At 60.3% G+C, this 23,811-nt stretch carries 23 protein-coding genes; 10 read left to right on the forward strand and 13 right to left on the reverse strand.

Going from position 1 to position 23,811, the window contains the following annotated elements:
* Positions 1-38 precede the first annotated feature (38 nt).
* From HCZ30_RS12595 to HCZ30_RS12620, 6 genes are all read left to right on the forward strand, one after another.
* Entirely contained in the window at positions 39-572 is a 534-nt protein-coding gene (locus HCZ30_RS12595) for an acyl-CoA thioesterase (protein WP_167638649.1), read from the forward strand.
* 78 nt (positions 573-650) lie between these two features.
* Positions 651-2,027, forward strand: coding sequence for an MFS transporter (locus tag HCZ30_RS12600; protein WP_167638650.1), 1,377 nt, complete (start codon positions 651-653; stop codon positions 2,025-2,027).
* The gene (mepA, locus tag HCZ30_RS12605) at positions 2,006-2,914 is read left to right on the forward strand and encodes a penicillin-insensitive murein endopeptidase (RefSeq protein ID WP_167638651.1); all 909 of its coding nucleotides are present in this window, start codon (positions 2,006-2,008) and stop codon (positions 2,912-2,914) included. The genes HCZ30_RS12600 and mepA overlap by 22 nt, the downstream gene beginning before the upstream one ends.
* Positions 2,915-2,917: 3 nt before the next feature.
* Positions 2,918-3,757, forward strand: coding sequence for an esterase-like activity of phytase family protein (locus tag HCZ30_RS12610; RefSeq protein ID WP_167638652.1), 840 nt, complete (start codon positions 2,918-2,920; stop codon positions 3,755-3,757).
* Positions 3,758-4,241: 484 nt separating this feature from the next.
* On the forward strand, positions 4,242-4,655 hold the full coding sequence (arfB, locus tag HCZ30_RS12615; RefSeq protein WP_167638653.1) for an alternative ribosome rescue aminoacyl-tRNA hydrolase ArfB: 414 nt from the start codon (positions 4,242-4,244) through the stop codon (positions 4,653-4,655).
* A gap of 59 nt (positions 4,656-4,714) precedes the next feature.
* Positions 4,715-6,187, forward strand: a complete 1,473-nt coding sequence (locus HCZ30_RS12620) for a P-loop ATPase, Sll1717 family (RefSeq protein ID WP_167638654.1) — start codon at positions 4,715-4,717, stop codon at positions 6,185-6,187.
* On the opposite strand, the gene pncB is transcribed toward HCZ30_RS12620, so the two are convergent.
* From pncB to pncA, 3 genes are read right to left on the reverse strand one after another with little or no spacing between them, the layout of a single operon-like run.
* Positions 6,184-7,476, reverse strand: coding sequence for a nicotinate phosphoribosyltransferase (gene pncB / locus HCZ30_RS12625; RefSeq protein ID WP_167638655.1), 1,293 nt, complete (start codon positions 7,474-7,476; stop codon positions 6,184-6,186). The genes HCZ30_RS12620 and pncB overlap by 4 nt on opposite strands.
* Before the next feature lie 14 nt (positions 7,477-7,490).
* Positions 7,491-8,111, reverse strand: a complete 621-nt coding sequence (locus tag HCZ30_RS12630) for an MrcB family domain-containing protein (protein WP_167638656.1) — start codon at positions 8,109-8,111, stop codon at positions 7,491-7,493.
* Positions 8,108-8,710: a bifunctional nicotinamidase/pyrazinamidase gene (gene pncA / locus HCZ30_RS12635; RefSeq protein ID WP_167638657.1), complete on the reverse strand. Its 603-nt coding sequence runs from the start codon at positions 8,708-8,710 to the stop codon at positions 8,108-8,110. The genes HCZ30_RS12630 and pncA overlap by 4 nt, the downstream gene beginning before the upstream one ends.
* A 142-nt stretch (positions 8,711-8,852) precedes the next feature.
* Here pncA and HCZ30_RS12640 point away from each other — a divergent pair, with 142 nt between their 5' ends.
* The 3 genes from HCZ30_RS12640 to HCZ30_RS12650 all read left to right on the forward strand — a co-directional run bounded on the left by HCZ30_RS12640 (position 8,853) and on the right by HCZ30_RS12650 (position 12,101).
* Positions 8,853-10,079 (forward strand): Hsp70 family protein, encoded by a 1,227-nt coding sequence (locus tag HCZ30_RS12640; RefSeq protein ID WP_167638658.1) that lies wholly within the window; start codon positions 8,853-8,855, stop codon positions 10,077-10,079.
* 66 nt (positions 10,080-10,145) lie between these two features.
* Positions 10,146-11,051 carry a rhodanese-related sulfurtransferase gene (locus HCZ30_RS12645; RefSeq protein ID WP_167638659.1) on the forward strand — a complete coding sequence of 302 codons (906 nt, stop codon included), beginning with the start codon at positions 10,146-10,148 and terminating at the stop codon, positions 11,049-11,051.
* The gene (locus HCZ30_RS12650; RefSeq protein WP_167638660.1) at positions 11,052-12,101 is read left to right on the forward strand and encodes an AbrB family transcriptional regulator; all 1,050 of its coding nucleotides are present in this window, start codon (positions 11,052-11,054) and stop codon (positions 12,099-12,101) included. It begins immediately after the preceding gene.
* On the opposite strand, the gene HCZ30_RS12655 is transcribed toward HCZ30_RS12650, so the two are convergent.
* On the reverse strand, positions 12,098-12,541 hold the full coding sequence (locus tag HCZ30_RS12655; protein WP_167638661.1) for a lytic transglycosylase domain-containing protein: 444 nt from the start codon (positions 12,539-12,541) through the stop codon (positions 12,098-12,100). The two genes, HCZ30_RS12650 and HCZ30_RS12655, sit on opposite strands and share 4 nt — an antisense overlap.
* Before the next feature lie 127 nt (positions 12,542-12,668).
* On the opposite strand from HCZ30_RS12655, the gene HCZ30_RS12660 reads away from it, so the two are divergent.
* Positions 12,669-13,661 carry an MDR family oxidoreductase gene (locus HCZ30_RS12660; protein WP_167638662.1) on the forward strand — a complete coding sequence of 331 codons (993 nt, stop codon included), beginning with the start codon at positions 12,669-12,671 and terminating at the stop codon, positions 13,659-13,661.
* 36 nt (positions 13,662-13,697) lie between these two features.
* On the opposite strand, the gene gyrB is transcribed toward HCZ30_RS12660, so the two are convergent.
* The 9 genes from gyrB to mutM all read right to left on the reverse strand — a co-directional run bounded on the left by gyrB (position 13,698) and on the right by mutM (position 23,765).
* The gene (gene gyrB, locus HCZ30_RS12665) at positions 13,698-16,133 is read right to left on the reverse strand and encodes a DNA topoisomerase (ATP-hydrolyzing) subunit B (protein WP_167638663.1); all 2,436 of its coding nucleotides are present in this window, start codon (positions 16,131-16,133) and stop codon (positions 13,698-13,700) included.
* Between the two features lie 80 nt (positions 16,134-16,213).
* The gene (locus tag HCZ30_RS12670) at positions 16,214-16,834 is read right to left on the reverse strand and encodes a LysE family transporter (RefSeq protein ID WP_167638664.1); all 621 of its coding nucleotides are present in this window, start codon (positions 16,832-16,834) and stop codon (positions 16,214-16,216) included.
* Complete coding sequence (locus tag HCZ30_RS12675; RefSeq protein WP_167638665.1) at positions 16,831-17,250, reverse strand: VOC family protein; 420 nt, start codon at positions 17,248-17,250, stop codon at positions 16,831-16,833. The genes HCZ30_RS12670 and HCZ30_RS12675 overlap by 4 nt, the downstream gene beginning before the upstream one ends.
* The gene (gene recF / locus HCZ30_RS12680; protein ID WP_167638666.1) at positions 17,247-18,356 is read right to left on the reverse strand and encodes a DNA replication/repair protein RecF; all 1,110 of its coding nucleotides are present in this window, start codon (positions 18,354-18,356) and stop codon (positions 17,247-17,249) included. Before recF ends, HCZ30_RS12675 begins: the two co-directional genes overlap by 4 nt.
* 76 nt (positions 18,357-18,432) lie before the next feature.
* Complete coding sequence (gene dnaN / locus HCZ30_RS12685; protein WP_167638667.1) at positions 18,433-19,551, reverse strand: DNA polymerase III subunit beta; 1,119 nt, start codon at positions 19,549-19,551, stop codon at positions 18,433-18,435.
* 112 nt (positions 19,552-19,663) lie between these two features.
* On the reverse strand, positions 19,664-21,067 hold the full coding sequence (gene dnaA, locus HCZ30_RS12690; RefSeq protein WP_217703050.1) for a chromosomal replication initiator protein DnaA: 1,404 nt from the start codon (positions 21,065-21,067) through the stop codon (positions 19,664-19,666).
* Between the two features lie 582 nt (positions 21,068-21,649).
* Positions 21,650-21,913 (reverse strand): 30S ribosomal protein S20, encoded by a 264-nt coding sequence (gene rpsT / locus HCZ30_RS12695; protein ID WP_167638668.1) that lies wholly within the window; start codon positions 21,911-21,913, stop codon positions 21,650-21,652.
* A gap of 160 nt (positions 21,914-22,073) precedes the next feature.
* Positions 22,074-22,850 carry an enoyl-CoA hydratase gene (locus HCZ30_RS12700; protein WP_167638669.1) on the reverse strand — a complete coding sequence of 259 codons (777 nt, stop codon included), beginning with the start codon at positions 22,848-22,850 and terminating at the stop codon, positions 22,074-22,076.
* A gap of 63 nt (positions 22,851-22,913) precedes the next feature.
* The gene (gene mutM / locus HCZ30_RS12705; RefSeq protein WP_167638670.1) at positions 22,914-23,765 is read right to left on the reverse strand and encodes a bifunctional DNA-formamidopyrimidine glycosylase/DNA-(apurinic or apyrimidinic site) lyase; all 852 of its coding nucleotides are present in this window, start codon (positions 23,763-23,765) and stop codon (positions 22,914-22,916) included.
* Positions 23,766-23,811: the final 46 nt, after the last annotated feature.

Raw genomic sequence — 23,811 nt, forward strand, 5'->3', positions numbered from 1 at the left:
GGGGGTATTCCGGTCCCATAGAACCGGAAAATTTGCGCATGTATCCCTTTGTCCGCCTCATCTGGCAAACCTTCAAACACCGGAATGACGGCCCCGTCGCCTTCGGTGATGTCTACACGACCTATCACTATTGCCTGCCGTGGGACCTCGATCTCTGGGTCGAGCTGAACAACGGCCGCACGCTGACGCTCTACGACATGGGCCGCATCCCCCTCGGGCATGCCTCTGGGCTGACCGATGCGCTGCGTCGCCGCAAATGGGGCCTGACGGTCGCAGGCTCCTGCCCGCGCTATCGCCGCCGTATCCGCATGATGGAAAAGATCGAGATGCGCTCCCGTGCGCTCGGTTGGGACGACAAGTTCATCTATATCGAGCAAAGCATGTGGAAGAACGGCGAGTGCGCCAACCACGTCCTGATCCGCTCCGCCGTCACGAGCCGCAAGGGCATCGTCCCGCCGTCCGAGGTCGCCAAGGAGATGGGTAACGACCCTGTTTCGCCCGAACTGCCCGATTGGGTCCACGCATGGATCGCCGCCGAGGGACAGCGCCCTTGGCCGCCCATGTCGGAATAAAAACTACCCTCGGTCATCTCGAAACTTGCCAGTCTCCTGTTCTTGCTGCTCTAAGAAAGCCAAGAACAGGGATGAACTATGACGACCGCCAAGAAACGCATTTGGGGCTGGATGACCTTTGATTGGGCACAGCAGCCATTCTACACGCTCGGCCTTACCTTTATTTTCGGACCATACTTCGCCGCCGTTGCGGCCGACTGGTTCATGGCGCAGGGGCATCTGTCACCGCAGGCAGACGCCCAGTCGCTCTGGTCCGCAGGCCAGACGGTCGCGGGTCTGATCATCGCCATTTCCGCGCCGTTCCTTGGCGCGTGGGCCGACCTTTCGGGGCGCAAAGTCCCATGGATCGCGTTTTTCTCGGTCATCTATTTCGTCGCGACTTGGATGATGTGGGGGTTACTGCCAGACGGCACGAACCTCATCCTTGTGCTGATCGTATTCTATGTCGGTTTCATCGCGTCCGAGTCCTCGCTGAACTTCGTCAACGCGATCCTCCCGTCGCTCGGCAACGACCGCGAGGTCGGCAAGATTTCCGGTTCGGGCGCTGCCTTCGGCTATTGGGGCGGCCTTGTTTCGCTGATCATCATCCTTACGCTATTCGAAGACGGCGCGGGCCAGACGATCCTCGGCCTCCAGCCCGCATTCGGCCTGCTTGACCCCGCAACCAACGAAGGCACCCGCGCTGTCGGGCCATTCATCGCGCTCTGGTACGCGATCTTCATGATCCCGTTCTTCCTGTGGGTCCGCGATGACCGCAGCACGCCGAAGGGCCGCGTGAACCCGTCGCTAGTGACCAAGGAACTCGTCCGCTCGGTCAAATCCATCAGCCGCAGCAAGAGCCTCAGCTACTTCCTGATCGGCTCCATGCTGTACCGTGACGCGCTGAACGCGCTCTATGCATTCGGCGGTGTCTACGCCAAGCTCGTGCTCGGCTGGGAGACGATGCAGATCGGCGTCTTTGGCATCCTCGGCGTTATTACCGCAGCGGTTGTGACGTGGCTCGGCGGTCTGGCTGATAAACGCTACGGTCCCAAGCCGGTGATCTACTCCGCCGTGATCGCGCTGATCTTCGTGTCGACCATCATCGTCAGCATGTCCCGCGACCGCATTGGCCCCATCACGCTGGCCGACGGCTCGTCGCTCCCCGATATCCTGTTCTACATCTGCGGCGCTGTGATCGGCGGCGCGGGCGGTGCGCTTTATGCGGCGTCCCGTTCGCTGATGGTGCGCCACACAAATCCTGAACGCCCCGCCGAGGCTTTCGGCCTCTTTGCCCTCACCGGCAAGGCAACGGCGTTCCTCGCTCCGATGCTGATCGGCATCACGACCTACATGACCGGCAGTAATCAGCTTGGTTTCATACCTGTGATCATCCTTTTCCTCATTGGTCTGGTAATGCTACGCTCGGTTAACAAAAACGGAGATCGGGCAGCATGGGGTACAAGTTTGGATTGATTGCACTGGCGCTGACGGCGCTGGTTGCATGTAAGTCGGAGAACGGCGCGCCGCCCACGCGCGCCGCTGTGTCGACGCAAACGATCGACGATCCGCGCGTCGCAAAGCAGGTGTTCGGCCACATCGATGCGCCGAACGCAGGCGCGTCGCAGGCTATTGGCTCCTATGCGCGCGGCTGTTCCAGCGGCGCTGTCGAGCTGGCCGAAAACGGCCCGACGTGGCAGGCCATGCGCCTGAGCCGCAATCGCAACTGGGCCCAGCCCGAGATGGTCGAGTTCGTGCAGGACCTCAGCGCCTATGCCGCGACCCTGCCAGGGTGGGAAGGGCTTTATGTCGGTGACATGAGCCAGCCGCGCGGCGGCCCCATGCTCACCGGTCACGCCAGCCACCAGATCGGCCTCGACGCCGATATCTGGCTGCGCGCACCTGATCGCCTGAACCTGACCGTCACCGAGCGAGAAAACATCTCCTCCATCCGTATGGACCGCACCAGCGGCGCTTACACCAACGACAATTGGACCCCGCAGCACGAAGCGCTTCTGCGCCGCGCTGCCTCCGATCCACGTGTGGCCCGCATCTTCATCTTCCCTGGTGCGAAGGTGGAAATGTGCAAAAACGCGACGGGAGACCGCTCGTGGCTCAACAAAATCCGTCCGTGGTGGGGTCACAACTATCACTTCCACGTCCGTCTGAATTGCCAGCCGGGTGACCCGAGCTGCGTCCCGCAGGACCCGCCGCCCGCAGGTGACGGTTGCGCCGATGCGCAGGTCTGGGTGGACAACATCCTGAACCCGCCGCCTCCGAGTGGCGGTGGTGGCGGCACTCCGCGTGGTCCGCTGCTGATGGAGCAGCTTCCCGCCACCTGTCAGGCTGTGGCTGCGAACTAAACGATGCGATTTTTGCCTTTGCTGCTGGCCCTTTGGGCCAGCACTACCCATGCCGACGCGCACCTGTCGTCCGAGATCACCCTACCCATGGGGATCAAGGGCGGCCTGTCCGCGATCGAGGTGCAGAACAGCGGCAACTCCGCCGTCCTGCTGTCAGACCGCGGGGTGATCCTGACGCTTGATCTGGTGCGTGAAAACGGCGTCCTGAAGGGCCTGCGCCATACGGGGCAAGCCGACCTTCACAACCCGCAGGGGCGTGTTTTGCAACGGCCCGCCTACGACTCCGAGGGGCTTTCGATCACGCCCGACGGTCGCCTGATCGTCAGTTTCGAGTCCACGCCCCGCGTCTGGTCCTACACCGATCCCGCCGGTCCTGCCGCGCCTTACGCCCGCAATCCGGCCTTTGCGGACCTCCAGCCGAACTCCGGCCTCGAAGCCTTGGCGACTGGCCCTGACGGCACGATCTACACGGTGCCCGAACGCTCGGGCCGCTACGACCGCCCGTTTCCCGTCTACCGCTACCGCAACGACTGGGACGTCGCGTTCGAGATCCCCCGCCGCGGCAAGTTCCTCGTGACAGGCGCCGACATTGGCCCCGACGGCCTTTTTTATCTACTCGAACGCGATTTCGTCGGCCTCGGCTTCAAAACCAGAGTCCGCCGTTTCGATATGAATGGTGGGTCGGAGGAGACGTTGATCGAGACCACCACCGGAACGCATTCGAACCTCGAAGGGATCTCGGTCTGGGAGGACGATCAGGGGCGGATAAGGCTCACGATGGTGTCCGACAACAACGAAAATCTGTTCATCGGGACCTATATCACCGAATATATCCTCGATTGAGGCAGCCCCTGTATTGCTTGCCTACAGCCTGTGCGACCGGCGAACTCCTCCGCGAAATTTGTGAAAACTGTTACAACCAGTAGCGATTTTTATTTTGACATATACGACATCTGTGCCACCCTTCAGGTACAGGCGAAACTCATTGAAAGGAGGTGATCCAGTGTCGAGAAAGGTATTGGAGAAAGTGGTCGGGACAGCTTGGGGGGCGGTAGTCTAAGGCAGCCCTTAGACGGCTCAAACCTCAGGTGGGACAGCCTAACCGGCCCACCTCCTGGACTTTCGAAGGGTCGCCGATCGCCTCGGCGGCCCTTTTAATTCGCACCCGAACGGGCCGCTGCGCACCCTTTTGACGGGAATAAAGGGTGCGCAATCCGGCGCGGCACATGCGAAAATTCGGACCGATTTAGCCCGCAAACGCGCGAAAAGGGTGCGGGATGCCCACTTCGCACTAGTTTCAGGGCATAAAAGGGTGCGATTGGAAACTATGTTAAAAGTGAATGACCAGATCACCATTCAGGACTGGGAACTGACCGAGCAATTCGTCCGCTCGTCCGGCCCCGGCGGTCAGAATGTGAACAAAGTCTCAACGGCTGTCGAACTGCGCTTCGAGGCCGAACGCAGCCCTTCGCTCCCCGATCCGGTCAAGCGCCGCCTGAAGCGCATCGCGGGCAGCAAGTGGACGCAGGACGGCGCGCTGATCCTGTTCGTGCAAGACACCCGCAGCCAGCCCCGCAACCGAGAGATCGCCCGCGAACGGCTCGCCGAAATGATCCTCAAAGCCACCCACGTCCCCAAACGCCGCATCGCCACCAAACCCACCAAGGGATCGGTAAGGCGGCGTCTGGACGAGAAGAAGAAACGTGGGGAGGTTAAGGCGCTCAGGGGGAAAGTAGATTAGTAGTTTCATTCTCAAAATTCTCTCGCTATGACTGCATACGGAAGAAGTGGAGGCTGGAATTGGAAAAATTCAAAAATCTGTGGTTCGGTGATTATTCAGGTCTGAAGGAGTACAACCGAGACCCTGAGGCCTTTATCAAATCATTCATTGATCCAGATGGATTTTCAATGAATTCACTCCGGAATTCCCAGAATTTCGTTCTGATTGGCAGGAAAGGAACAGGAAAGTCCTCCTGTTGCCTCTCTCTGTCACACGCAAAGCGACTCAAAGGATACAACACCACTTTCTACAATTTCTCAGAAGAAGTTGGCAGATCCGAACTCAAGGAAGCTGTACACACTCAAAACATTGACCTCAAGTCAATCGATACGACAAAACTATTCGAGTCAATTTTAGAGGCCTACGACTTTCGCGATATGTGGAAAAGAAAGGTACTCCACCGAATTGCACTAGACCTACCAGGAAGCTCGACATTCAAGAGCTGGGTAACCAGCATTGACCTTTCCGAAAATGGGATTGCTGATGGGCTAGAACGTGGCCTCAACTTGCCACTCCCAGAACCGGCAAAGTCAATCCTTGGTACCGTCTGGCACGGCGCAAACAAAATCAAAGCTAATTCCAAAATCTCACTTAAAGACTTTGTCTCTATCGGCTTTGATCTCCTTTTCCAATGCCATCCAGACGTGCGGCATTACTTCTTCTTTGACGAACTAAACCTGAGTCATTCGAAGTCCAAGACTGATGAGTATAATACTTACTTAGCGCTGATTTACGATATAGTCAGGGCTACCGATGAGTTAAATGATCTCTTTGTAAGAAAAAAAGTGGACGTGCATGTTATATGTTCACTCCGTCCGGAAATTCGCAATGCAATAATTCGGCGCGACAGTGAGATGCAGAAAGTTATAGAGTCATGTCATGTGAATTTGAGTTGGCCATCTCGTGAGGGTGTTGACAATCCATTAATGACCCTTCTACGAAAAAAGATGGAAAATTCTGGTTATGGTGAGGATTTTTTGCAAGCACTACCGGAAGAGGTTTACTCTTTAGTTGCAAAGAAGAAAATAGAATTCCACAAATTTTTCCTAAACATCACGTGGTACCGGCCTCGAGATGTTATTCGGATTCTCAAGACCTATCAGACCACCAACGGCGGACAGACAATTCTTTTTAATAAAGGCGATGACCAAGTACGCTTCTTGAAAGAGTATTCACGAATCTCCATCCAAGATATTTCCGCCGAACTTGAGGTTAAATACTCAAGATCGGAAATTGATAGAGTTACCTCGTTAATTCGACAACCGAATTACGAAAATGCCGACGATTTGAAAGATTCATTTGCCGTTCTTGAGCGGAAATTTGACCTTGATGAATTGTTGAAAGACCTATTCGAAGCTGGTGTAATCTTTAATTATGAAGTGATCAATGGTCATCCAAGAGTCTTTGCATCATACCGAGACGATGCAAATCTCATTCCTGATATGGGCATAACGATACATCGTGGACTTCAACAAAGTTTAGGAATTTTCTAAACCCTAACCTCCAGCGCCTCCTGCTCGCCCACCCCGAACACGCGTTTGTAGCGGGCGATTTCCTCTGAGGGGCCCATGGCTTTGTTGGGGTTGTCGCTGAGTTTGACTGTGGGGTGGCCGTTGGCCTCGACGGCTTTGCACACGAGGCTAAAGGGGGCGAGGGTATTGCCGGGGGTGAGGCCGATGAAGTCGTTGGTCAGCATCGTCCCCCAGCCGAAGGACACCTTGACCCGACCGCGGAATTGCGCGGCGAGTTCGTGGATTTTCTGCGTGTCCAGACCGTCCGAGAAGATGACGAGCTTCTGCGTGGGGTCCTCTCCGCGGTCCTTCCACCATTTGATCGCGGTCTCGGCTCCGGCGGCGGGATCACCGCTGTCGATGCGCATCCCCGTCCACCCCGCGAGCCAGTCGGGGGCGTTGCGCAAAAAGCCCTCGGTCCCGTAGGTGTCGGGCAGGATCATGCGCAGGTTGCCCTCGTGCTCCTCGTGCCAGTCGGCGAGGACGTCATAGGGCGCGCGGCGGAGTTCCTCGTCGGTCCGGGCCAGCGCGGCGTAGACCATGGGCAGCTCGTGGGCGTTGGTGCCGATCGCTTCGAGGTCGCGCTTCATCGCGATGGAGCAATTGGAGGTGCCGGTGAATTTGTCGCCGAGGCCCTCTTCGAGCGCCTGCACACAGAAATCCTGCCACAGATAGGAGTGGCGGCGGCGGGTGCCGAAGTCCGCGAGCTTGAGGTCGGGAATTTCGCGCAGGCTTTCCACCTTTTCCCACAGCTTGGTCATGGCGCGGGCGTAGAGCACCTGTAGCTCGAACTTGCCCATGGTGTTGAGCACGGCGCGGGAGCGGAGCTCCATCAGGATGGCGAGCGCGGGAATTTCCCAGAGCATAACCTCGGGCCATTTGCCTTCGAAGGTGAGCTCGAACTGTCCGTCGCGTTTTTCGAGGTGATAGGCGGGGAGGCGCAGGTTCTCGAACCACTCCATAAAGTCGGGACGGAACATCTGGCGCTTGCCGTAGAAGGTGTTGCCGCGCAGCCATGTGGACTCGCCGCGCGAGAGCGAGAGGGAGCGCACATGGTCCAGCTGTTCGCGCAGTTCGCCCTCGTCGATCATCTCGGCCAGACGGATGTGCTTGGCGCGGTTGATCAGGCTGAAGGTGACGGTAGTGTCCGGCTTGTTGCGGAATACCGACTGACACATGAGCAGCTTGTAGAAATCCGTGTCGATCAGAGAGCGGACAATCGGGTCGATTTTCCACTTGTGGTTATAGACGCGGGTGGCGAGGTCGACCATGTCAGGTCCTTTGTTCAGCGCAGTTCCGAGCGAGTAGACGCTGTACTGCCCTGTTTTTCAAGCAGGATGAATGCGTTGTATGCATCGAGGAGCGCGTTCAGGTCGCCAGTGAGATCAGTCGTGGCGAGATCGGAAAGCGTGTAGGTGCGGCCCATCGCATGACCTGCTTCGTAGTTCAGCGGCGTATCGGCATCCGATCCCAGCGTGATCGGCGCGGTGCTGAAACGGGCGTGGAATTGCGGGAGGCTGTCGGCGATGGCGGCGGCACGTTCGCGGAGCATCCGGCGGCCTTCGGTCGGGCCGTGCAGGCGGTAGAGCGTTTCGGTGCCGTGGACGAGCGACAGAGTGATGGTGCCGAGGTCGGGAGCGAGAAGGTAGACGACATAGACGCCATCGCGGGCGGTCAGCGTGGCGCGTTCGTCGAAAAAGCCGATCCACGGGATCGACGTCCATTGGCCGATGCCGGCGCTGGCCTTGATCCTGAGCGGCTCGTCGCGGAGCGAAATCAGGTCGCGGGCGGCAATGGCCAGATCATGCCTGATCCAGTGGGCAAAATCGTTGCCCTTGAACGGATCGGTCCGCCGTGCGGGATAGTCGAGCGCCCAGCGGACCAGCATATCGGCGAAAGGGGTCACTCCACCGTGACGCCTGCGCCTTTCATGGCGTCGATGGCGGCGGAGAGGGAGCCGTCGAAGTCGATGGCGCGACAGTGGTCCAAGGACACGGTGACTTTGTAGCCGAGGTTGGCGGCGTCGATGGCGGAGTAGTTCACGCAGAAATCGGTGGCGAGGCCGACGATGGTGAGCGTGTCGATGCCCTTTTCCTTGAGGTAGCCGTGCAGGCCCGTGGGGGTCTCGTGGTCGTTCTCGAAGAAGGCGGAGTAGCTGTCGATCTCGGGGTTGGTGCCTTTGCGGATGATGATGTTGCCGCCGTCGCGCAGCACGGCGTGAAGGTCCGCGCCCTTGGTGTTCTGGACGCAATGATCGGGCCACAGGACCTGCGGGCCGTAGGGCATGTCGATCACCTCCATCGGGGATTTGCCGTCATGGCTGGAAGCAAACGATTTGTGGCCCGTGGGGTGCCAGTCCTGCGTGACGACGACGGTTTTGTAATTGTCCATCAGCGCGTTGATCGGGGCGACGATCTCGTCTCCGCCGGGTACGGCGAGCGCGCCTCCGGGGCAGAAGTCGTTCTGGACGTCGATGACGAGAAGGGCGTGGTTGTCACTGTGCATCGGAGGGCTCCGTTGGGGTGCGTTGGTTGCAAGGTACGAAGGCTACGCAGATGGTCAACCTCCGGCGGTTCGGGTGGGTTCCTCTTGACCCTGCTGCGGCGTGCAATTAGGCAGCGCGGCTTCTGATAAAGGGGGTTTGTAAATGGCACGTCTCGGAATCGATTTCGGCACATCGAATACGGCTGCCGCTGTGATGGCGGGCGGCTCCCCCTATGTGATCCCGCTGGAGCCGGGTGAGACGACACTGCCGACGGCGGTGTTTTTCGACCCTGATCAAGCCAAACCCGTCTATGGACACCGCGCTGTTGCCGCACTGATCGAAGGGCGCGAGGGGCGGTTCATGCGGGCGCTGAAGAGTGTTCTCGGCACCCAGCTGATGCGCGAAAAGCGTCTGATCGGGCGGGAGCGGATCACGCTGATGGAGGTCGTCGCGCGGTTTCTGGCCAAGGTGAAGGCCGAGGCGGAGGCGCAGACCTATCAGACCTTCGACAGCGCGCTTTCGGGGCGGCCCGTGCATTTCCATTCGCGCGATATGGAGCGGGACGCGCAGGCGGCGGTCGATCTGGCCGAGTGCTACGCGATGGCGGGGTTCAAGGACGTGGAGTTCCTGCCAGAACCCGAAGCCGCGGCGATTGCCTGCGGCGGGGTCGACAGTGGCTACGGGCTGGTCGTGGATATCGGCGGCGGTACGTCGGACTTTACCGTGTTCCGAGGCGTTGCGGGCGCGATCGAGGTCATCGCCAGCCACGGTGTGCGGATCGGCGGGACGGATTTCGACCGGCTGCTGAATATCGCGCATGTGATGCCGCTGCTGGGGTACGGATCGGAGCTGAAGAACGTTTTCGGCAACGAAACCCACCGTGCGCCGAACGCGATTTTCCATGACCTTGCTACGTGGGAGAAGATCCCGTTCCAGTACTCCGCCGATGTGAAACGGAACGTGGCGAAGATGGCTCAGGTCGCGGTGGAGCCCGACCTTTGGGACCGTTTGCAGGAGGTTCTGGAGGACGAACTGGGGCACGAGATCGCCTTTGCCGTCGAACGCGGAAAGATCGGTGCGAACGCCGGAAACGGTGTCATCGACCTGCGTGTGCTGGAGAGCGGACTGTCGGTGCCGCTGGCGCCTGTGGACCTCTATCAGGGGCTGGGCGCGACTGTGGCGGAGATCATCACGGCGGCCAGCACCACGATTGAAAAGGCGGGAATCGGGCGCGAGGACATCACCAAGGTCGTGATGGTCGGCGGCTCGAGTCTGCTGGGCGTTGTGGCGGAGGGGACGAAATCGCTTCTCCCGCACGCCGATATCGAACGCAGCGACCCTTTTACCGCCGTTGTGAATGGCCTCGCCATTGCGGCAGAGGGTAACTGATATTATCGGACGGAGTGTGCAGTAGCGCGCATTGTTCCATATCATCGTCGGAGGTACGGTATACAAATGTATACAGTCGCAGCCCTTTACCACTTCACGCCGTTTGCCGACCCGTCGGCCCTGCGCGAGCCGCTGCTTGACCTATGCAAGGCAAATGGCGTCACAGGCACCCTTCTTCTGGCCCGCGAAGGCATCAACGGCACGATTGCCGGTCCGCGCGGCGGGATCGACAACGTGCTCGCGCATATCCGCGCGCTGCCCGGTTGTAGCGATCTGGAGTGGAAGGAAAGCACTGCGGCAGAGCAGCCCTTCGGCAAGATGAAGGTGCGCCTGAAGAAAGAGATCGTCACGATGGGCGTGACCGATGTCGATCCGCGTGCTGCCGTCGGTCACTACGTCGAACCCGAAGACTGGAACGAGCTGATCTCGGCTGACGATGTGGTCGTGATCGACACCCGCAACGACTACGAATACGCGATCGGGACGTTCAAGAACGCCATCGACCCGCAGACCAAGACATTCCGCGAATTTCCGCAGTGGTGGGAAGAGAACAAGGAGCGCTTTCACAACAAGCGCATCGCCATGTTCTGCACGGGCGGTATCCGCTGCGAGAAGTCGACGAACTTCGTCAAGCAGCAGGGCATCGACGAGGTGTACCACCTCAAGGGCGGCATTCTGAAATACCTCGAAAACGTGCCGCAGGACCAAAGCATGTGGGACGGCGAGTGTTTCGTGTTCGACGGCCGCGTTTCGGTTGGTCACGGACTGGTCGAAGGCCCGCACGAGCTTTGCCACGCGTGCCGCCGCGCTATCCTTCCCGAAGACAAGGCGCGCAAGGAATTCGAAGCAGGCGTGTCCTGCCATCATTGCATTGAAGAGACCTCGGACGCCGATAAGGCGCGTTTCCGCGAGCGTCAGAAACAGATTAACCTCGCGAAAGAACGCGGGGAGAAACACCTCGGAGCAGACTAAATGAATTTCGATATGTTGCGTCGTCAGGCACTGGCTCTCGGACTGGGGGTCATCGCTGGCTACGCAGCATATCAGATCGGCATTCCGCTGCCGTGGATGCTCGGCCCGATGCTGGTCAACACGCTGGCGGCGATGCTCAAGCTGCCGATTGCGGCACCGACCAAGCTGCGACCCTACGTGATCCCCGTCATCGGCGTGATGCTGGGCGCCTCCGTCAGTGCGGAGATTATCGCCCGCCTGCCCGAATGGTTCACCACGCTGGTCATCATGATCCCGTTCCTTGCGAGCGCCGCGGTCGTGTCGCTGTTCGTCTACATTAAGGTCGGCAAATACGACTTCATCACCGCGTATTTCTCGGCCATGCCGGGGGGCCTTGTGGACATGCTGACGCTGGGCACGGCCTACGGCGGCAAGGAAAACAAGATCGCGCTGGCGCACGCGTCCCGCATCCTCGTCGTGATTTCGTTCGTGGGCATGTACTACGGCCTCGTGCTGGGCGTGACGGCAGGCGGCACGGGCGGGCGTCCGTGGATCGCGGCGGGATCGCTGGATATGTCGGACTGGCTGATCCTCGGGGGCTGCGCTGTGCTGGGCGTGCCGTTCGGCAAACTGCTGCGCCTGCCTGCGGCGGGAATGCTGGGACCGATGCTGCTGTCCGCCGCCGCGCATATCCCGCATTGGGTCGAAATCGCGCCGCCAACGATCCTCGTGGTGGCCGCGCAGATCGTGCTGGGCACCATCATCGGCAGCCGCTTCATCGGGGTCGCACTGGGCGAGATGGTCAAGGACGTGGGCCTCGGCATCGTGGCCTGTACGGGGATGCTGGGCGTGGGCGTGATCTATGCGTCGATCACGGCGGCCGTCACGGGCGTGCCTGTATCGGCGGTGTTCCTCGCCTATTCGCCGGGCGGTTTGACGGAGATGTCGCTGCTCGCCCTGTCGATGGGCCAAGAGGTCGCCTATGTCTCCGTCATGCACATCCTGCGGATCCTGCTGATTATCATGAGTGCGCCCGCCGTGTTCAAACGGATCGGCGTCAAACCGGCCTAGGTGCGTAGGCCGGTCTCATATAGCAGACCGAGACGCTTGGCCTCGTAGTAGTAGCCGCGCGCGTACCACATCACCGCTTTGTCCTGATTGCCGCGCGACACCAGCCACGCGCCGCGCAGATACTTGCCCGCGTATTGCAGGTTCACGTTCGGATCGAGCAGTTCGTCCGCCGGACCGCGATGGCCCATCGTGCGCGCGGTCTCGGGCAGGATCTGCATCAGGCCGTAATAGGGACCGTTTCGGGCAAAGGCGCGGTAGTCGCTCTCGCGCTGGATGACGCGGTGGAACAGCGAACGCGGGACCTCGTATTCGTCGGCCCAGTAGTTGATGAGCGTGCGCATGTGCGCGGTTTCACCGGGGTAGAGGTCGGGCTCGCTGGGTCGGCGCCCGCAAGCAGCGACCGAAAGCGTCATCAGGATCATCGCGCGGCGCGACAGCATATCTGGCTCCATGTTTTCAGCGATTTAAAACGGATTGGGCGCGCGGCGCAAACCATGTGTCACTCTGTCGCTCGACTTTGAAGGCAGGATCGGCTGTCATACGCCGAAGGCCAAAGAGGAGGGCAATATGTTTCGTGCAATCAAGCTCGAGAAAGACGGCGACGCGACCAAGGCGGCGATTACCGAAGTCGATGAAGCGGACCTGCCGGAGGGCGACGTCACGGTGCGCGTCGGCTATTCCACGCTGAACTACAAGGACGGTCTGGCGATCACGGGCAGCGGGCCCGTTGTGCGCAAATGGCCGATGGTACCGGGCGTCGATTTTTCGGGCGTGGTCGAACAGTCGGACAACCCCGCGTTCAAGGTCGGCGACAAGGTCGTGCTGAACGGCTGGGGCGTAGGCGAAGGTCACTGGGGCGGGCTGGCAGAACTGGCGCGGGTCAAGGGTGACTGGCTGGTGCCGCTGCACGCGCCGTTCACGCTCCGCGATGCAATGATCATCGGGACGGCGGGTTATACGGCGATGCTGTGCGTGATGGCGCTCGAAGATTACGGGATCACGCCGGACAAGGGCGACGTGCTGGTCACGGGCGCGGCGGGCGGCGTGGGCAGCATTGCGGTCGCGATCCTGTCGAAGCTCGGCTACCGCGTGGTGGCGATGACCGGTCGTCCCGAAGAGGCGGAGTTCCTTAAAGACCTCGGCGCGGCGGAGGTGATCGGGCGCGGCGGCTATTCCGAACAAGGGCGTCCGCTCGCCAAGGAACGCTGGGCGGCGGCGGTCGATGTGGTCGGCGGGCATGTGCTGGCCAACGTCTGCGCATCGCTGAAATATCGCGGCGCTGTGGCGGCTTGCGGGTTGGCGGGGGGCATGGCGCTGCCTGCGACGGTCGCGCCGTTTATCCTGCGGGGTGTTGCTCTGCTGGGCGTCGATAGCGTGATGTTGCCGCAAGCAGACCGGATCAAGGCGTGGAAGCGGATGTCGACCGATCTGGACCCACGTTTGCTGGATAAACTGGTGGATACTGTCGCGTTCGAGGACGTGATCGAGGCCGCAGGGCGGCTGATGAATGGCACGCAGAGGGGCCGCGTGGTGGTGCCGATCAACACCGATCTAGAGTAAAGAAAAACGGCGGGCTCTGGGGCCCGCCGTTTCGTTTTAGAAGTCGAGGTTTTCGACCGAGAGCGCGTTCTGCTGGATGAACTCGCGGCGAGGTTCCACCTCGTCGCCCATCAGCTTGGTGAAGATGTCGTCGGCATCGTTCATGTCGTCGACGCTCACCTGAAGCAGCGTGCGGGCGTCCGGATCGAGCGTGGTTTCCCACAGCTGATCGGGGTTCATTTCGCCCAGACCCTTGTAACGCTGGATCGACAGGCCCTTTTCGCCTTCGGCCAGAATGGCGTTCAGCAGGTCCATCGGGCCGTAGATCCACTGCTCGCGATCCTTGCGGACGAGCTTGGCGGGACGGTCGTAAACTTCCTGAAGCGCCTGCGTGAAGGAGCCGGTCTTGCGCGCCTCGCCCGAGCGGAGCATTGGGCCGTCGAGGGTACGCACCTCTTCGACGCCGCGCAGGATACGGGCCAGACGGATGCCGTGGTCCTGCGTGATGCGGCCGGACCAGCCCTTTTCATATTCGAGCGCGATGAGGTCGAGACGCTGCGCGACCTTGTCGGCGACGCCCTGAAGGTCGCTATCCACAGCACCCGGAATGAAGGCGCCAGCGATGGCCGCCTGTTCGAGGATGTGACGCGGATAGTGCGTCGGGAAGGCGTCCAGAACGCGCTTGAGGCTGCGGGCATCCTCAACGACGCGCAGAAGGTCCTGACCTGCTAGTTCGGCGCCGTCGGCCAGACGCAGCAGAGCGGAATCGATCCCCTGATTGATCAGGTATTCGTCCATAGCGGCCTGATCTTTCAAGTAAACTTCGGACTTACCACGGGTCGCTTTGTAAAGCGGCGGCTGCGCGATGTAGAGGTGACCGGCCTCGATCAGTTCGGGCATCTGGCGGAAGAAGAACGTCAGCAGCAGCGTACGGATGTGCGCACCGTCGACGTCCGCGTCGGTCATGATGACGATCTTGTGGTAACGCAGCTTCGAGAGGTTGAACTCGTCGCGGCCAATGCCGGTGCCGAGCGCCATCACGAGGTTGCCAATTTCCTGCGAGGAGAGCATCCGGTCGAAACGGGCGCGCTCCACGTTCAGGATTTTACCGCGCAGCGGCAGGATGGCCTGCGTACCGCGGTCACGGCCAGTCTGTGCGGAACCACCTGCGGAGTCACCCTCGACGAGGAAGACTTCGGTCTTGGACGGGTCTTTTTCGGAGCAGTCCTTGAGCTTGCCAGCGAGGAAATTCACGTCCATCGCGGTCTTGCGGCGGGTGAGTTCGCGGGCCTTGCGGGCAGCTTCGCGGGCCATGGCGGCCTCGACGATCTTGCCGACGATGTTCTTCGCGATCTGCGGATTTTCTTCGAACCACTCGGACAGCTTTTCGCCGGTGAGGTTTTCGACCGCAGGGCGGACTTCGGACGAAACGAGCTTGTCCTTGGTCTGCGAGCTGAACTTCGGATCGGGCACTTTGACCGACAGAACGCAGGTCAGACCCTCGCGGGCGTCGTCACCGGTGAAGGAAACCTTTTCCTTTTTGCCGATGCCGTGTTCCTGCGCGTACTTGGTCAGAACGCGGGTCAGCGCGGCACGGAAACCGGCGAGGTGGGTACCACCGTCACGCTGCGGAATGTTGTTCGTAAAGGGCAGTACGGTTTCGTGGTAGCTGTCGTTCCACCACATCGAAACCTCGACGCCGATGCCGTCTTTTTCGCCCGCGACATAGATCGGTTCGGGCATCAGCGGATGCTTCGAACGGTCGAGGTATTTGACGAATTCGCGCACGCCGCCGTCGTAGTAGAGCTCGTTCTTGATCGGCTCCGCCGGACGGTCGTCTTCGAGCAGGATGCGGACGCCGGAGTTCAGGAACGCCAGTTCGCGCAGACGCTTTTCGAGCGTTTCGTACTGGTATTCGAGGTTGAGGAACGTGCCGTTCGGATCGTTCGTCTTGGATGACGCGAGGAAGCGGACCTGCGTCCCCTTCTGGCCGTTGGCGGGGCCGACGACTTCGAGCGACTTCACGGTCTCGCCGCGTTCGAAACGGACGTAGTGTTCCTTGTCGTTGCGCCAGATACGCAGTTCGAGCCAGTCGGACAGCGCGTTCACAACGGAAATACCAACGCCGTGCAGACCGCCGGACACCTTGTAGGAGTTCTGGTCGAACTTACCGCCGGCGTGGAGCTGGGTCATGATGACCTCGGCTGCGGACACGCCCTCTTCGGAGTGCATATCGACCGGAATACCGCGACCGTTGTCGGTGACGGAAACCGAGTTATCGGCGTGAATTCGCACGGATACGTAGTCGGCGTGACCGGCCAGTGCTTCGTCGATGCCGTTATCAACGGCCTCGTAGATCATATGGTGCAGACCCGAACCATCGTCCGTGTCGCCGATATACATCCCAGGGCGCTTGCGGACAGCGTCCAAACCCTTGAGAACCTTAATGGAATCGGCGCCGTACTCTGCCGGCTTCTGCTCTTCTTCAGACATGCGGTTTTTCCCCGTATTCAGTCGTCAGAATATAGAAAATCGGCAGAGGAATGTCACGCCTCAGACCCCTGTTATTTCTGTTAAATAAAGGGGATAAGCACCCCAACGCCGATCAGCAGGACACCCGCCGTGATATTGGTCCGGCGCAGCGCCGTCGGAGAGGTCAGAAGCGCCCTCGCCTTACCGATGAAAACGCTGAGAATGAGGTTCCCCGTCAGCGGCACAATGGCCGACAGAACCGCGATCGCGACCATGTCGGGCCAGCGCAAAGTGGTCAAATCAAAGAACCCCGGCATCATGCCCATGTAGAACAGGATCGCCTTGGGATTGCCGAGGATCACGGCCAGACCGGCGAGGAAACCCGCCCACATACCAGGACGCGTGAGGCGGCTGTCGGAGGCAATGGTCTTGTCCGCGCTGCGGATCAGCAGAACGCCCATGACGATAAAGGTCAGGCAGGCGACCCAGCGCAGGAACTCCATGAAGCCGGAAAACACCGAGACGATCCACGTGACGCCCAGGATGGCGAGGAACGGCCAGAGCACATCGCCGATCACGACGCCCATCGCCAGCGGCCACGCTGCGCGGAAACCGCCCGACATTGCGCGGGCGGTCAGTGCGACCCAGACCGGGCCAGGGGTCATGAACAGCACAAAAAGAGCACCCGCATAAAGCAGCAGGTCGTGGGCCGTAATTGTCACAGGGTGAGGCTTCCGTCTTCGCCAAGTTCCCAGAACGGATTGTGGGCCACTTCCCAGACGTGTCCGTCAATGTCGGCGTAATAGCCCGAATATCCACCCCAGAAGACCTTCTCGGGCTTCTTGAGCTCTTTGGCACCGGCCTCGATGGCCTTGGCAAATGCCTCATCCACCTCGGCTTCGGAGGCAAAATTCTGCGCCAGCGTGATCGCACCGGTGCCCAGCGACGTCTCGGACCGGTTCTGATCCTTGGCCAGCTCCACCGTCGGTAACAGGCCAAGCGCCATGCCGTTCATCTGGTAGAAAGCAACGTTTTCCTGTTCCTGCGCAGGCGTCCATCCAAGCTTTTCATAGAACGCCTTCGAGGCGTCGAGGTCGTTCACGCCGAGCGTAATCAGCGTCACACGTTGCGGTGTCATGGATGGTCCTTTTGCGTGGTGATGGAGGTGCCCGATTCTTCGGTCACTTCCACATATTGAGCGCGATTTTCCAGTTCGGCAAACAACTCGGGACCGGTGCCCGTCATAAACGCCTGTGCACCCAACGCGGCGATCTCGTCATAGAGCGCGGCGCGCCGTCCGGCATCAAGATGGGCCGCGACCTCGTCCAGAAGCAGGATCGGCGGCACCTCCAGCTCAAATGCCAGCGCGCGCCCGTTCGCGAGGATCAGCGAAATCAGCAGGGCCTTCTGCTCGCCCGTCGAACAATCGGAGGCCGGAACGCCTTTGGCCGCGAACGTCGCGCCCAGATCGCTGCGGTGAGGCCCGATCAGCGTGCGCCCCGCCTGCATGTCGCGCTGGCGATTGTCGGCATAGGCCTGACGCAGATCATCCTCGCCCACGGGCGTGCCGTCCGACTGGATCAGCACAAGGTCGGCCACGGGGAACGCCGTTTCTGCCGCCTGCTGCGCGTCGATCAGCTCGGAAATCGCGCGCTGGCGGTTGGCGGTGATGACCGCGCCCGCTTGCGCCATCTGCATCTCCAGCGCGGCGTACCAATGGGCATCGCGGACCATGTCTTTGAGCAGGCGGTTCCGCTCGCGCATGGCTTTTTCGTAGGTCAGAACGACCTCGGCGTGGTTCGGCTCGAAACTCAGCGTGGTGCGATCCAGGAACCGCCGCCGCCCTTCCGCCCCTTCGATCCAGAGGCGATCCATCGACGGCACGAGCCACAGAACGCGCGCGATCCGCCCCAAAGCCACCTGCGGCGCGGTTTTCCCGTCAATCCGTAGCTGACGGCTGGTGCCGCCCTCGACCCACGTGTCGATCTCGTGCAGCTTGCCGCCAGCGCTCATTTCGGCAGCGACCTTCCAGCCGAGCCCTTCGGGACGGCGGACCATATCCTCTGCCGCCGCGCGCCGCAGACCGCGACCGGGCGATAGCATGGACACCGCTTCGAGGATGTTGGTCTTGCCTGCACCATTGGGCCCGTAGATCGCCACGGGACGGCCGTCGAACGCCATCTCTGCGCGGCGATGCGAGCGGAAATGGGACAGCTTCAGGGAATCAACAGAAAGGCCGCTCATGCGCGGCCCCCTGTTTCATTCTGACAAAAATACCTCCGCCGGAGGCATCCGGTTTTCGATCCGAAAACCGGAAACATCACACGCGCATCGGCATGACGACATAGACGGCAGAGGTGTCGTTACCTTCGCGCATCAGGGTCGGATCGCCCGAGGAGTTGAACATGAAGACAGCGTTCTCGCGGTCAACCTGGCTTGCGATTTCAAGGAGATACTTGGCGTTGAAGCCGATCTCCAGACGCTCGTCACCGTAGGCCACGGCGAGCTCTTCGGTCGCGGCACCGCTATCGGGCGCGTTGACGGAGAGGACCAGGCGGTCTTCGTCGAGCGACAGTTTCACGGCGCGGCTCCGCTCCGACGAAACAGTGGCAACGCGGTCGACGGCCTTGGCGAATTCGCTGGCGTCCACTTCGAGCTTGCGGGTGTTGCCGGCGGGAATCACGCGGCTGTAGTCGGGGAAGGTGCCGTCGATGACCTTGGAGGTCAGCGTCAGGTTCGGGGTCGCGAAACGGACCTTGGTTTCGGACACCGAAACCTCGATCTGCATCTCGTCGTCGTCCAGCAACTTGCGCAGCTCGCCCACGGTTTTGCGCGGAACGATCACGCCCGGCATACCGGAGGCGCCTTCGGGGATGTCGGCGTCGATGCGGGCCAGACGGTGACCGTCAGTGGCAACGCAACGCAGAACCTTGCCGCCATCGCTATCGGCAACGTGCATGTAAACGCCGTTGAGGTAGTAGCGGGTCTCTTCAGTAGAGATCGCGAACTTCGACTTGTCGAAGAGGCGGCGCAGGACCGGCGCGGGGCAGGTGAAGCTGGTTTCGTAGTCCGAGGACGCCATCACGGGGAAGTCGTCCTTGGGCAGGGTCGCGAGGCTGAAGTTCGAGCGGCCGGCCTCAATCGACAGACGGCCCTTGTTGCCGTCTTCGGTGAGGGTCACCAGCGCGCCGTCGGGCAGCTTGCGGACAATCTCGTTGAGGGTGACGGCGGCCACGGTGGTGGAGCCCGCACGTTCGACCTTAGCGTCGGCGCGATCAACGACTTCGATGTCGAGGTCGGTGGCGCGGAACATGACGGTATCGCCTTCGGCTTCGATCAGCACGTTGGCGAGGATCGGGATCGTGTTCCGACGTTCGACAACCGATTGTGCCTGCGCAACAGCCTTGAGAAGCGTTGCCCGTTCCATCGTGAATTTCATATCCATCGCTCCGCGTACTTGATCGGACCCCGACAGGTCGGGAGGAAAACCCTACCCGTTTCAACCTGCTTCTCAAGCCCTAATAACAATGTTTTAGCGAGATTTCTCGCTCTTACGAGGACAGAGTGCGGCGCAGCAGCTCCAATTCATCCGAAAGCTGGCTGTCGGCCTCGCGAAGCTCGTCGATGCGGCGCACACCGTGCATGACGGTAGTGTGGTCGCGGCCACCGAACTTGCGGCCGATTTCCGGCAGCGAACGGTTGGTGAGGCGCTTTGCCAGCCACATCGCGACCTGACGCGGACGTGCGTAGGCACGCAGACGCTTGGGGCCGACGAGGTCGGACAGACGGATGTTGAAGTGTTCGGCCACAGCGCGCTGGATCTCGTCGATGGTGACGCGGCGGTCGGTGGATTTCAGCAGGTCGGCCAGACAGTCCTGCGTCATGTCGAGGGTGATCGGCTTTCCGACCAGCGACGCCATGGCAAAGAGACGGTTCAGCGCGCCTTCAAGAACGCGGACGTTCGACGAAATGCGGTGCGCGAGGAATTCCAGAACGCCGTCTTCGATTTCGAGGCCGGGGAACTGCGAGTGGAACATCTCTGCCTTGGTTTGCAGGATACCCATACGGAGTTCGAAATCGGTCGGGTGCAGGTCGACGACAAGGCCGCACTGAAGGCGCGACTTGATGCGGTCTTCGAGGTCCTTGATCTCGCCCGGTGCGCGGTCGGCGGAGATGATGATCTGCTTACGGGATTCGACCAGCGCGTTGAACGTGTGGAAGAATTCTTCCTGCGTGGAGTCCTTGCCCGCGATGAACTGGACGTCATCGACCATGAGCACGTCCACGGAGCGGAACATCTGTTTGAAGTCGATCATACGGCGGTCTTTGAGCGCCGAGATGAAGCGGTACATGAACTGCTCTGCCGACAGATAGACCACATTGAGGTTCGGGTCGCGGCGGCGGAGTTCATGGGCAACGGCGTGCATCAGGTGGGTCTTACCCAGACCGACGCCGCCATAAAGGAACAGCGGGTTGAAGGTGACGGGGCCACCTTCGGCAACGCGGCGGGCTGCGGCGTGCGCCAGCTCGTTCGGCTTGCCGACGACGAAGTTGTCGAAGGTGTAGCGCGGGTCGAGCTGCGAATCCGGCAGCATACCGTCTTCGGCATAGGACGAACGCGCGGCAGGTGCGCTTTCGGTTTTCGTCTTGGCCGATTTGGTCGGTGCAGTGGGAGCGGCTTGTTTCGACATGGCAGGACGCATCGCGGCAGCCGTCGGGCGGATGCGGAACGACAGGCGTTCGGCAGGCACATCGAGGCGGCGGAACAGATACAGGATCTGGTCAGCGTAATTCTGGGTGACGTAGTTGCCGTAGAAAGAGGTCGGCGCGACGAACTGTGCGACGCCATCCGAAACTTCTACGAATTCCAGCGGTTCGATCCAGTTGGCGAAGTTTCCTGCCCCAATCGTGTTCCTGAGGGTTTCGCAAATATTGCCCCAGAGTTCTTTTGTCATTTCCTGCCTGTCCATTTCGGTCGTCACGTCTTCTTTGTTCGAGCGGGTTGCCCAACCCTTTCACATCGATCCGTAAGGACAAAAAAACTGTCGCTCGCCTGACTCCCACACCAGGCGACCAAGTCGCATTCTATGTCACTTACAGATGGCCATCGGCGTACTGATGCCGGCCTCGTACTTTACAAAACGGGGGCGTTGCCTTCGGGTCCGACCCGATTGCAGACAAGCCACGGCCATTGGCCCGCTACATACTCTGTAACGGCACCGTAGGATCGTATGGTCTTAGCTCGTAGAGAGTGTATCGCACGTTAAGGTTGCAAAACGTGCGTACCCAATCACCGGCTTTCACCTGCTCCCCCAGGAACGATGTGAATCGCCTCGTGAAGTTAGCAACGGGGTATAATCCCCTCAACACAACAACGATCTTGACTCTGGCTTTGGGCAAAAAGAATCTCTGCGCGCCTTAAAAACAAGGCCGCGCGAAAGGATAGGGTGGCACGATAGCCACAAAAAAAACGCACCCGATTTGGGTGCGTTTTGTTCCCCTTGTATCAAGGGAAATTCACCGTTCTGTGAGCAGAATCAAGCGAGTGCTTTTACACGCGATGCGAGACGCGAGATCTTGCGCGAAGCGGTGTTCTTGTGAACGACGCCCTTGGTGACGCCGCGCATCAGTTCCGGCTGAGCAGCCTTCAGAGCGGCAGCAGCAGCAGCCTGATCGCCCGATGCGATGGCTTCTTCGACTTTGCGGAGGTAGGTGCGAATGCGCGAACGGCGCATTTTGTTGACTGCGAAGCGGCGTTCGTTCTGACGTGCGCGCTTTTTGGACTGGGGCGTGTTTGCCATGTTCGTCTTCCCTTTCGAGGGTCCGCGGGGGACCATAATAGAATATCGTTAGCGCAACGGGCCCCACCGGGTTTTACGAACCGGCTGATTCTGGCCTAGCGGGCCTCACGCGCATGTATCGGGCGGCGTTTAATGCCCGCCGCCCTAAAAGGCAAGTGTTTTAGCGGTCGCGGAACTGCGGCTCTCGCTTCTCGAGGAACGCGGCCATGCCTTCCTTCTGATCTTCGGTCGCGAAGAGCGAGTAGAAGATCGCGCGCTCGTAGGCGAGACCGTCTTCGAGCGGCACTTCGTAGGCGCGGTTCACGCAGTCCTTCGCAGCGGCGGCGGCCAGCAGCGATTTCTCTGCGATCTTCTCGGCAGCCGAAGCGACTTCTTCTTTCAGCTTCTTGAGCGGAACGACACGGGACACGAGGCCCGAGCGCTCGGCTTCTTCGGCATCCATGAAACGGCCGGTCAGGTGCATGTCCATCGATTTGGACTTGCCGACGTAGCGGGTCAGACGCTGGGTGCCGCCGATACCGGCGATGACGCCGAGGTTGATCTCGGGCTGGCCGAATTTGGCGTTGTCAGCGGCGATGATGAAGTCGCACATCATGGCCAGCTCGCAACCGCCGCCCAGCGCGTAGCCGGCCACAGCCGCCACGATCGGCTTCTTGATGTTGTTGAAGCGCTCGCCTTCGGTGGCAAAGAACTTCTCGGTGTACATATCGACGAAGGACTTCTTCGACATTTCCGAGATGTCGGCGCCAGCGGCAAATGCCTTCTCGGAGCCGGTGATAACGATGCAGCGCACCTTCTCATTCTGGTCGGCAGCTTCGAGCGCCGAACACAGTTCGCCCAAAAGCTGGGAGTTGAGAGCGTTGAGAGCCTCGGGTCGGTTCAGGGTAATCGTGGCGACATACGCCTGAACGTCCACGATGATCGTCTCGTAAGCCATGAGCAGCCTCGGTAGCGGTTAACTTGAAACCAAGTGCTTAACACCGAGCCACGGGCGATCAAGCTATCTTTGGCATTGCGGACAGTGAAACGTCGACCTACCGCTCTGGGCGAATCGCTCGATTTTGCTTTGGCATCCGTCGGTTAGGCACGATTCACCCTCCCTGTCGTACACCTTGAAAGTGTGTTGGAAATACCCCAGTTCACCGTCCGCTTGGCGGTAGTCGCGTAAAGAAGAACCGCCTGCTTCTATAGCATCCGCCAAAACTTCGCGTATCAGCGGCACGAGTCCCGCGACCTCACGTTGGGTCAGGCTTCCGGCTAGGCGAGCGGGGGCGATTCCCGCGCGGTAGAGCACTTCGCAGACGTAGATATTGCCCAGACCGGCGACGATTTTCTGGTCCAGCAGCGCGGTTTTGATCGGGGATTTGCGACCCGCCAGCCGCTCCACCAGATAGGATTCGTTGAAGTCGTTGCCGAAGGGCTCCGGCCCGATTCCCTTGAGCAGCCAGTGATCGGCCTGCCCTTCGGTCGCCATCAGGTCCATTGCACCAAAGCGGCGGGCATCGTTGAAGGTGACGCGCGCGCCGTTGTCCATGTCGAAGACCACATGGTCGTGTTTTGCCGGCGTCGGGTGCGGATGGTGGAATTCACCGATCGTATGGCCCGACACCGTCATGCGGCCCGACATGCCAAGGTGGATCAGCAGCGTCTCCCCACTATCGAGGTCCGCGAGGATGTATTTCGAGCGGCGGCGCAGCGCGTTGATGCGCTTGCCTGTCAGACGCTCTGCCATACGCTCCGGAAATGGCCAGCGCAGATCGGGGCGGTTCACCGCGGCATTGGAAATCAGGGCGCTTTCCATCGCGGGAAGGAGACCTTTGCGGACGGTTTCGACTTCGGGAAGTTCGGGCATCTGGACCTTTCTAGACCTGTCGCACCCTAAATCGGGCCAAGTGGTG

The sequence above is a fragment of the Marivivens donghaensis genome (assembly GCF_011806565.1).
Lineage (GTDB): Bacteria > Pseudomonadota > Alphaproteobacteria > Rhodobacterales > Rhodobacteraceae > Marivivens > Marivivens donghaensis_A.

Coding starts and splice junctions, on each gene's coding strand:
- HCZ30_RS12645 (WP_167638659.1), top strand. CDS start 10,146: ATGTATACAGTCGCAGCCCTTTACCACTTCACGCCGTTTGCCGACCCG.
- HCZ30_RS12650 (WP_167638660.1), top strand. CDS start 11,052: ATGAATTTCGATATGTTGCGTCGTCAGGCACTGGCTCTCGGACTGGGG.
- HCZ30_RS12640 (WP_167638658.1), top strand. CDS start 8,853: ATGGCACGTCTCGGAATCGATTTCGGCACATCGAATACGGCTGCCGCT.
- recF (WP_167638666.1), bottom strand. CDS start 18,356: ATGAGCGGCCTTTCTGTTGATTCCCTGAAGCTGTCCCATTTCCGCTCG.
- pncA (WP_167638657.1), bottom strand. CDS start 8,710: ATGCACAGTGACAACCACGCCCTTCTCGTCATCGACGTCCAGAACGAC.
- dnaN (WP_167638667.1), bottom strand. CDS start 19,551: ATGAAATTCACGATGGAACGGGCAACGCTTCTCAAGGCTGTTGCGCAG.
- pncB (WP_167638655.1), bottom strand. CDS start 7,476: ATGGTCGACCTCGCCACCCGCGTCTATAACCACAAGTGGAAAATCGAC.
- rpsT (WP_167638668.1), bottom strand. CDS start 21,913: ATGGCAAACACGCCCCAGTCCAAAAAGCGCGCACGTCAGAACGAACGC.
- mutM (WP_167638670.1), bottom strand. CDS start 23,765: ATGCCCGAACTTCCCGAAGTCGAAACCGTCCGCAAAGGTCTCCTTCCC.
- HCZ30_RS12655 (WP_167638661.1), bottom strand. CDS start 12,541: ATGCTGTCGCGCCGCGCGATGATCCTGATGACGCTTTCGGTCGCTGCT.
- HCZ30_RS12595 (WP_167638649.1), top strand. CDS start 39: ATGTATCCCTTTGTCCGCCTCATCTGGCAAACCTTCAAACACCGGAAT.
- HCZ30_RS12600 (WP_167638650.1), top strand. CDS start 651: ATGACGACCGCCAAGAAACGCATTTGGGGCTGGATGACCTTTGATTGG.
- HCZ30_RS12610 (WP_167638652.1), top strand. CDS start 2,918: ATGCGATTTTTGCCTTTGCTGCTGGCCCTTTGGGCCAGCACTACCCAT.
- dnaA (WP_217703050.1), bottom strand. CDS start 21,067: ATGACAAAAGAACTCTGGGGCAATATTTGCGAAACCCTCAGGAACACG.
- arfB (WP_167638653.1), top strand. CDS start 4,242: ATGTTAAAAGTGAATGACCAGATCACCATTCAGGACTGGGAACTGACC.
- HCZ30_RS12660 (WP_167638662.1), top strand. CDS start 12,669: ATGTTTCGTGCAATCAAGCTCGAGAAAGACGGCGACGCGACCAAGGCG.
- HCZ30_RS12675 (WP_167638665.1), bottom strand. CDS start 17,250: ATGACACCGCAACGTGTGACGCTGATTACGCTCGGCGTGAACGACCTC.
- mepA (WP_167638651.1), top strand. CDS start 2,006: ATGGGGTACAAGTTTGGATTGATTGCACTGGCGCTGACGGCGCTGGTT.
- gyrB (WP_167638663.1), bottom strand. CDS start 16,133: ATGTCTGAAGAAGAGCAGAAGCCGGCAGAGTACGGCGCCGATTCCATT.
- HCZ30_RS12700 (WP_167638669.1), bottom strand. CDS start 22,850: ATGGCTTACGAGACGATCATCGTGGACGTTCAGGCGTATGTCGCCACG.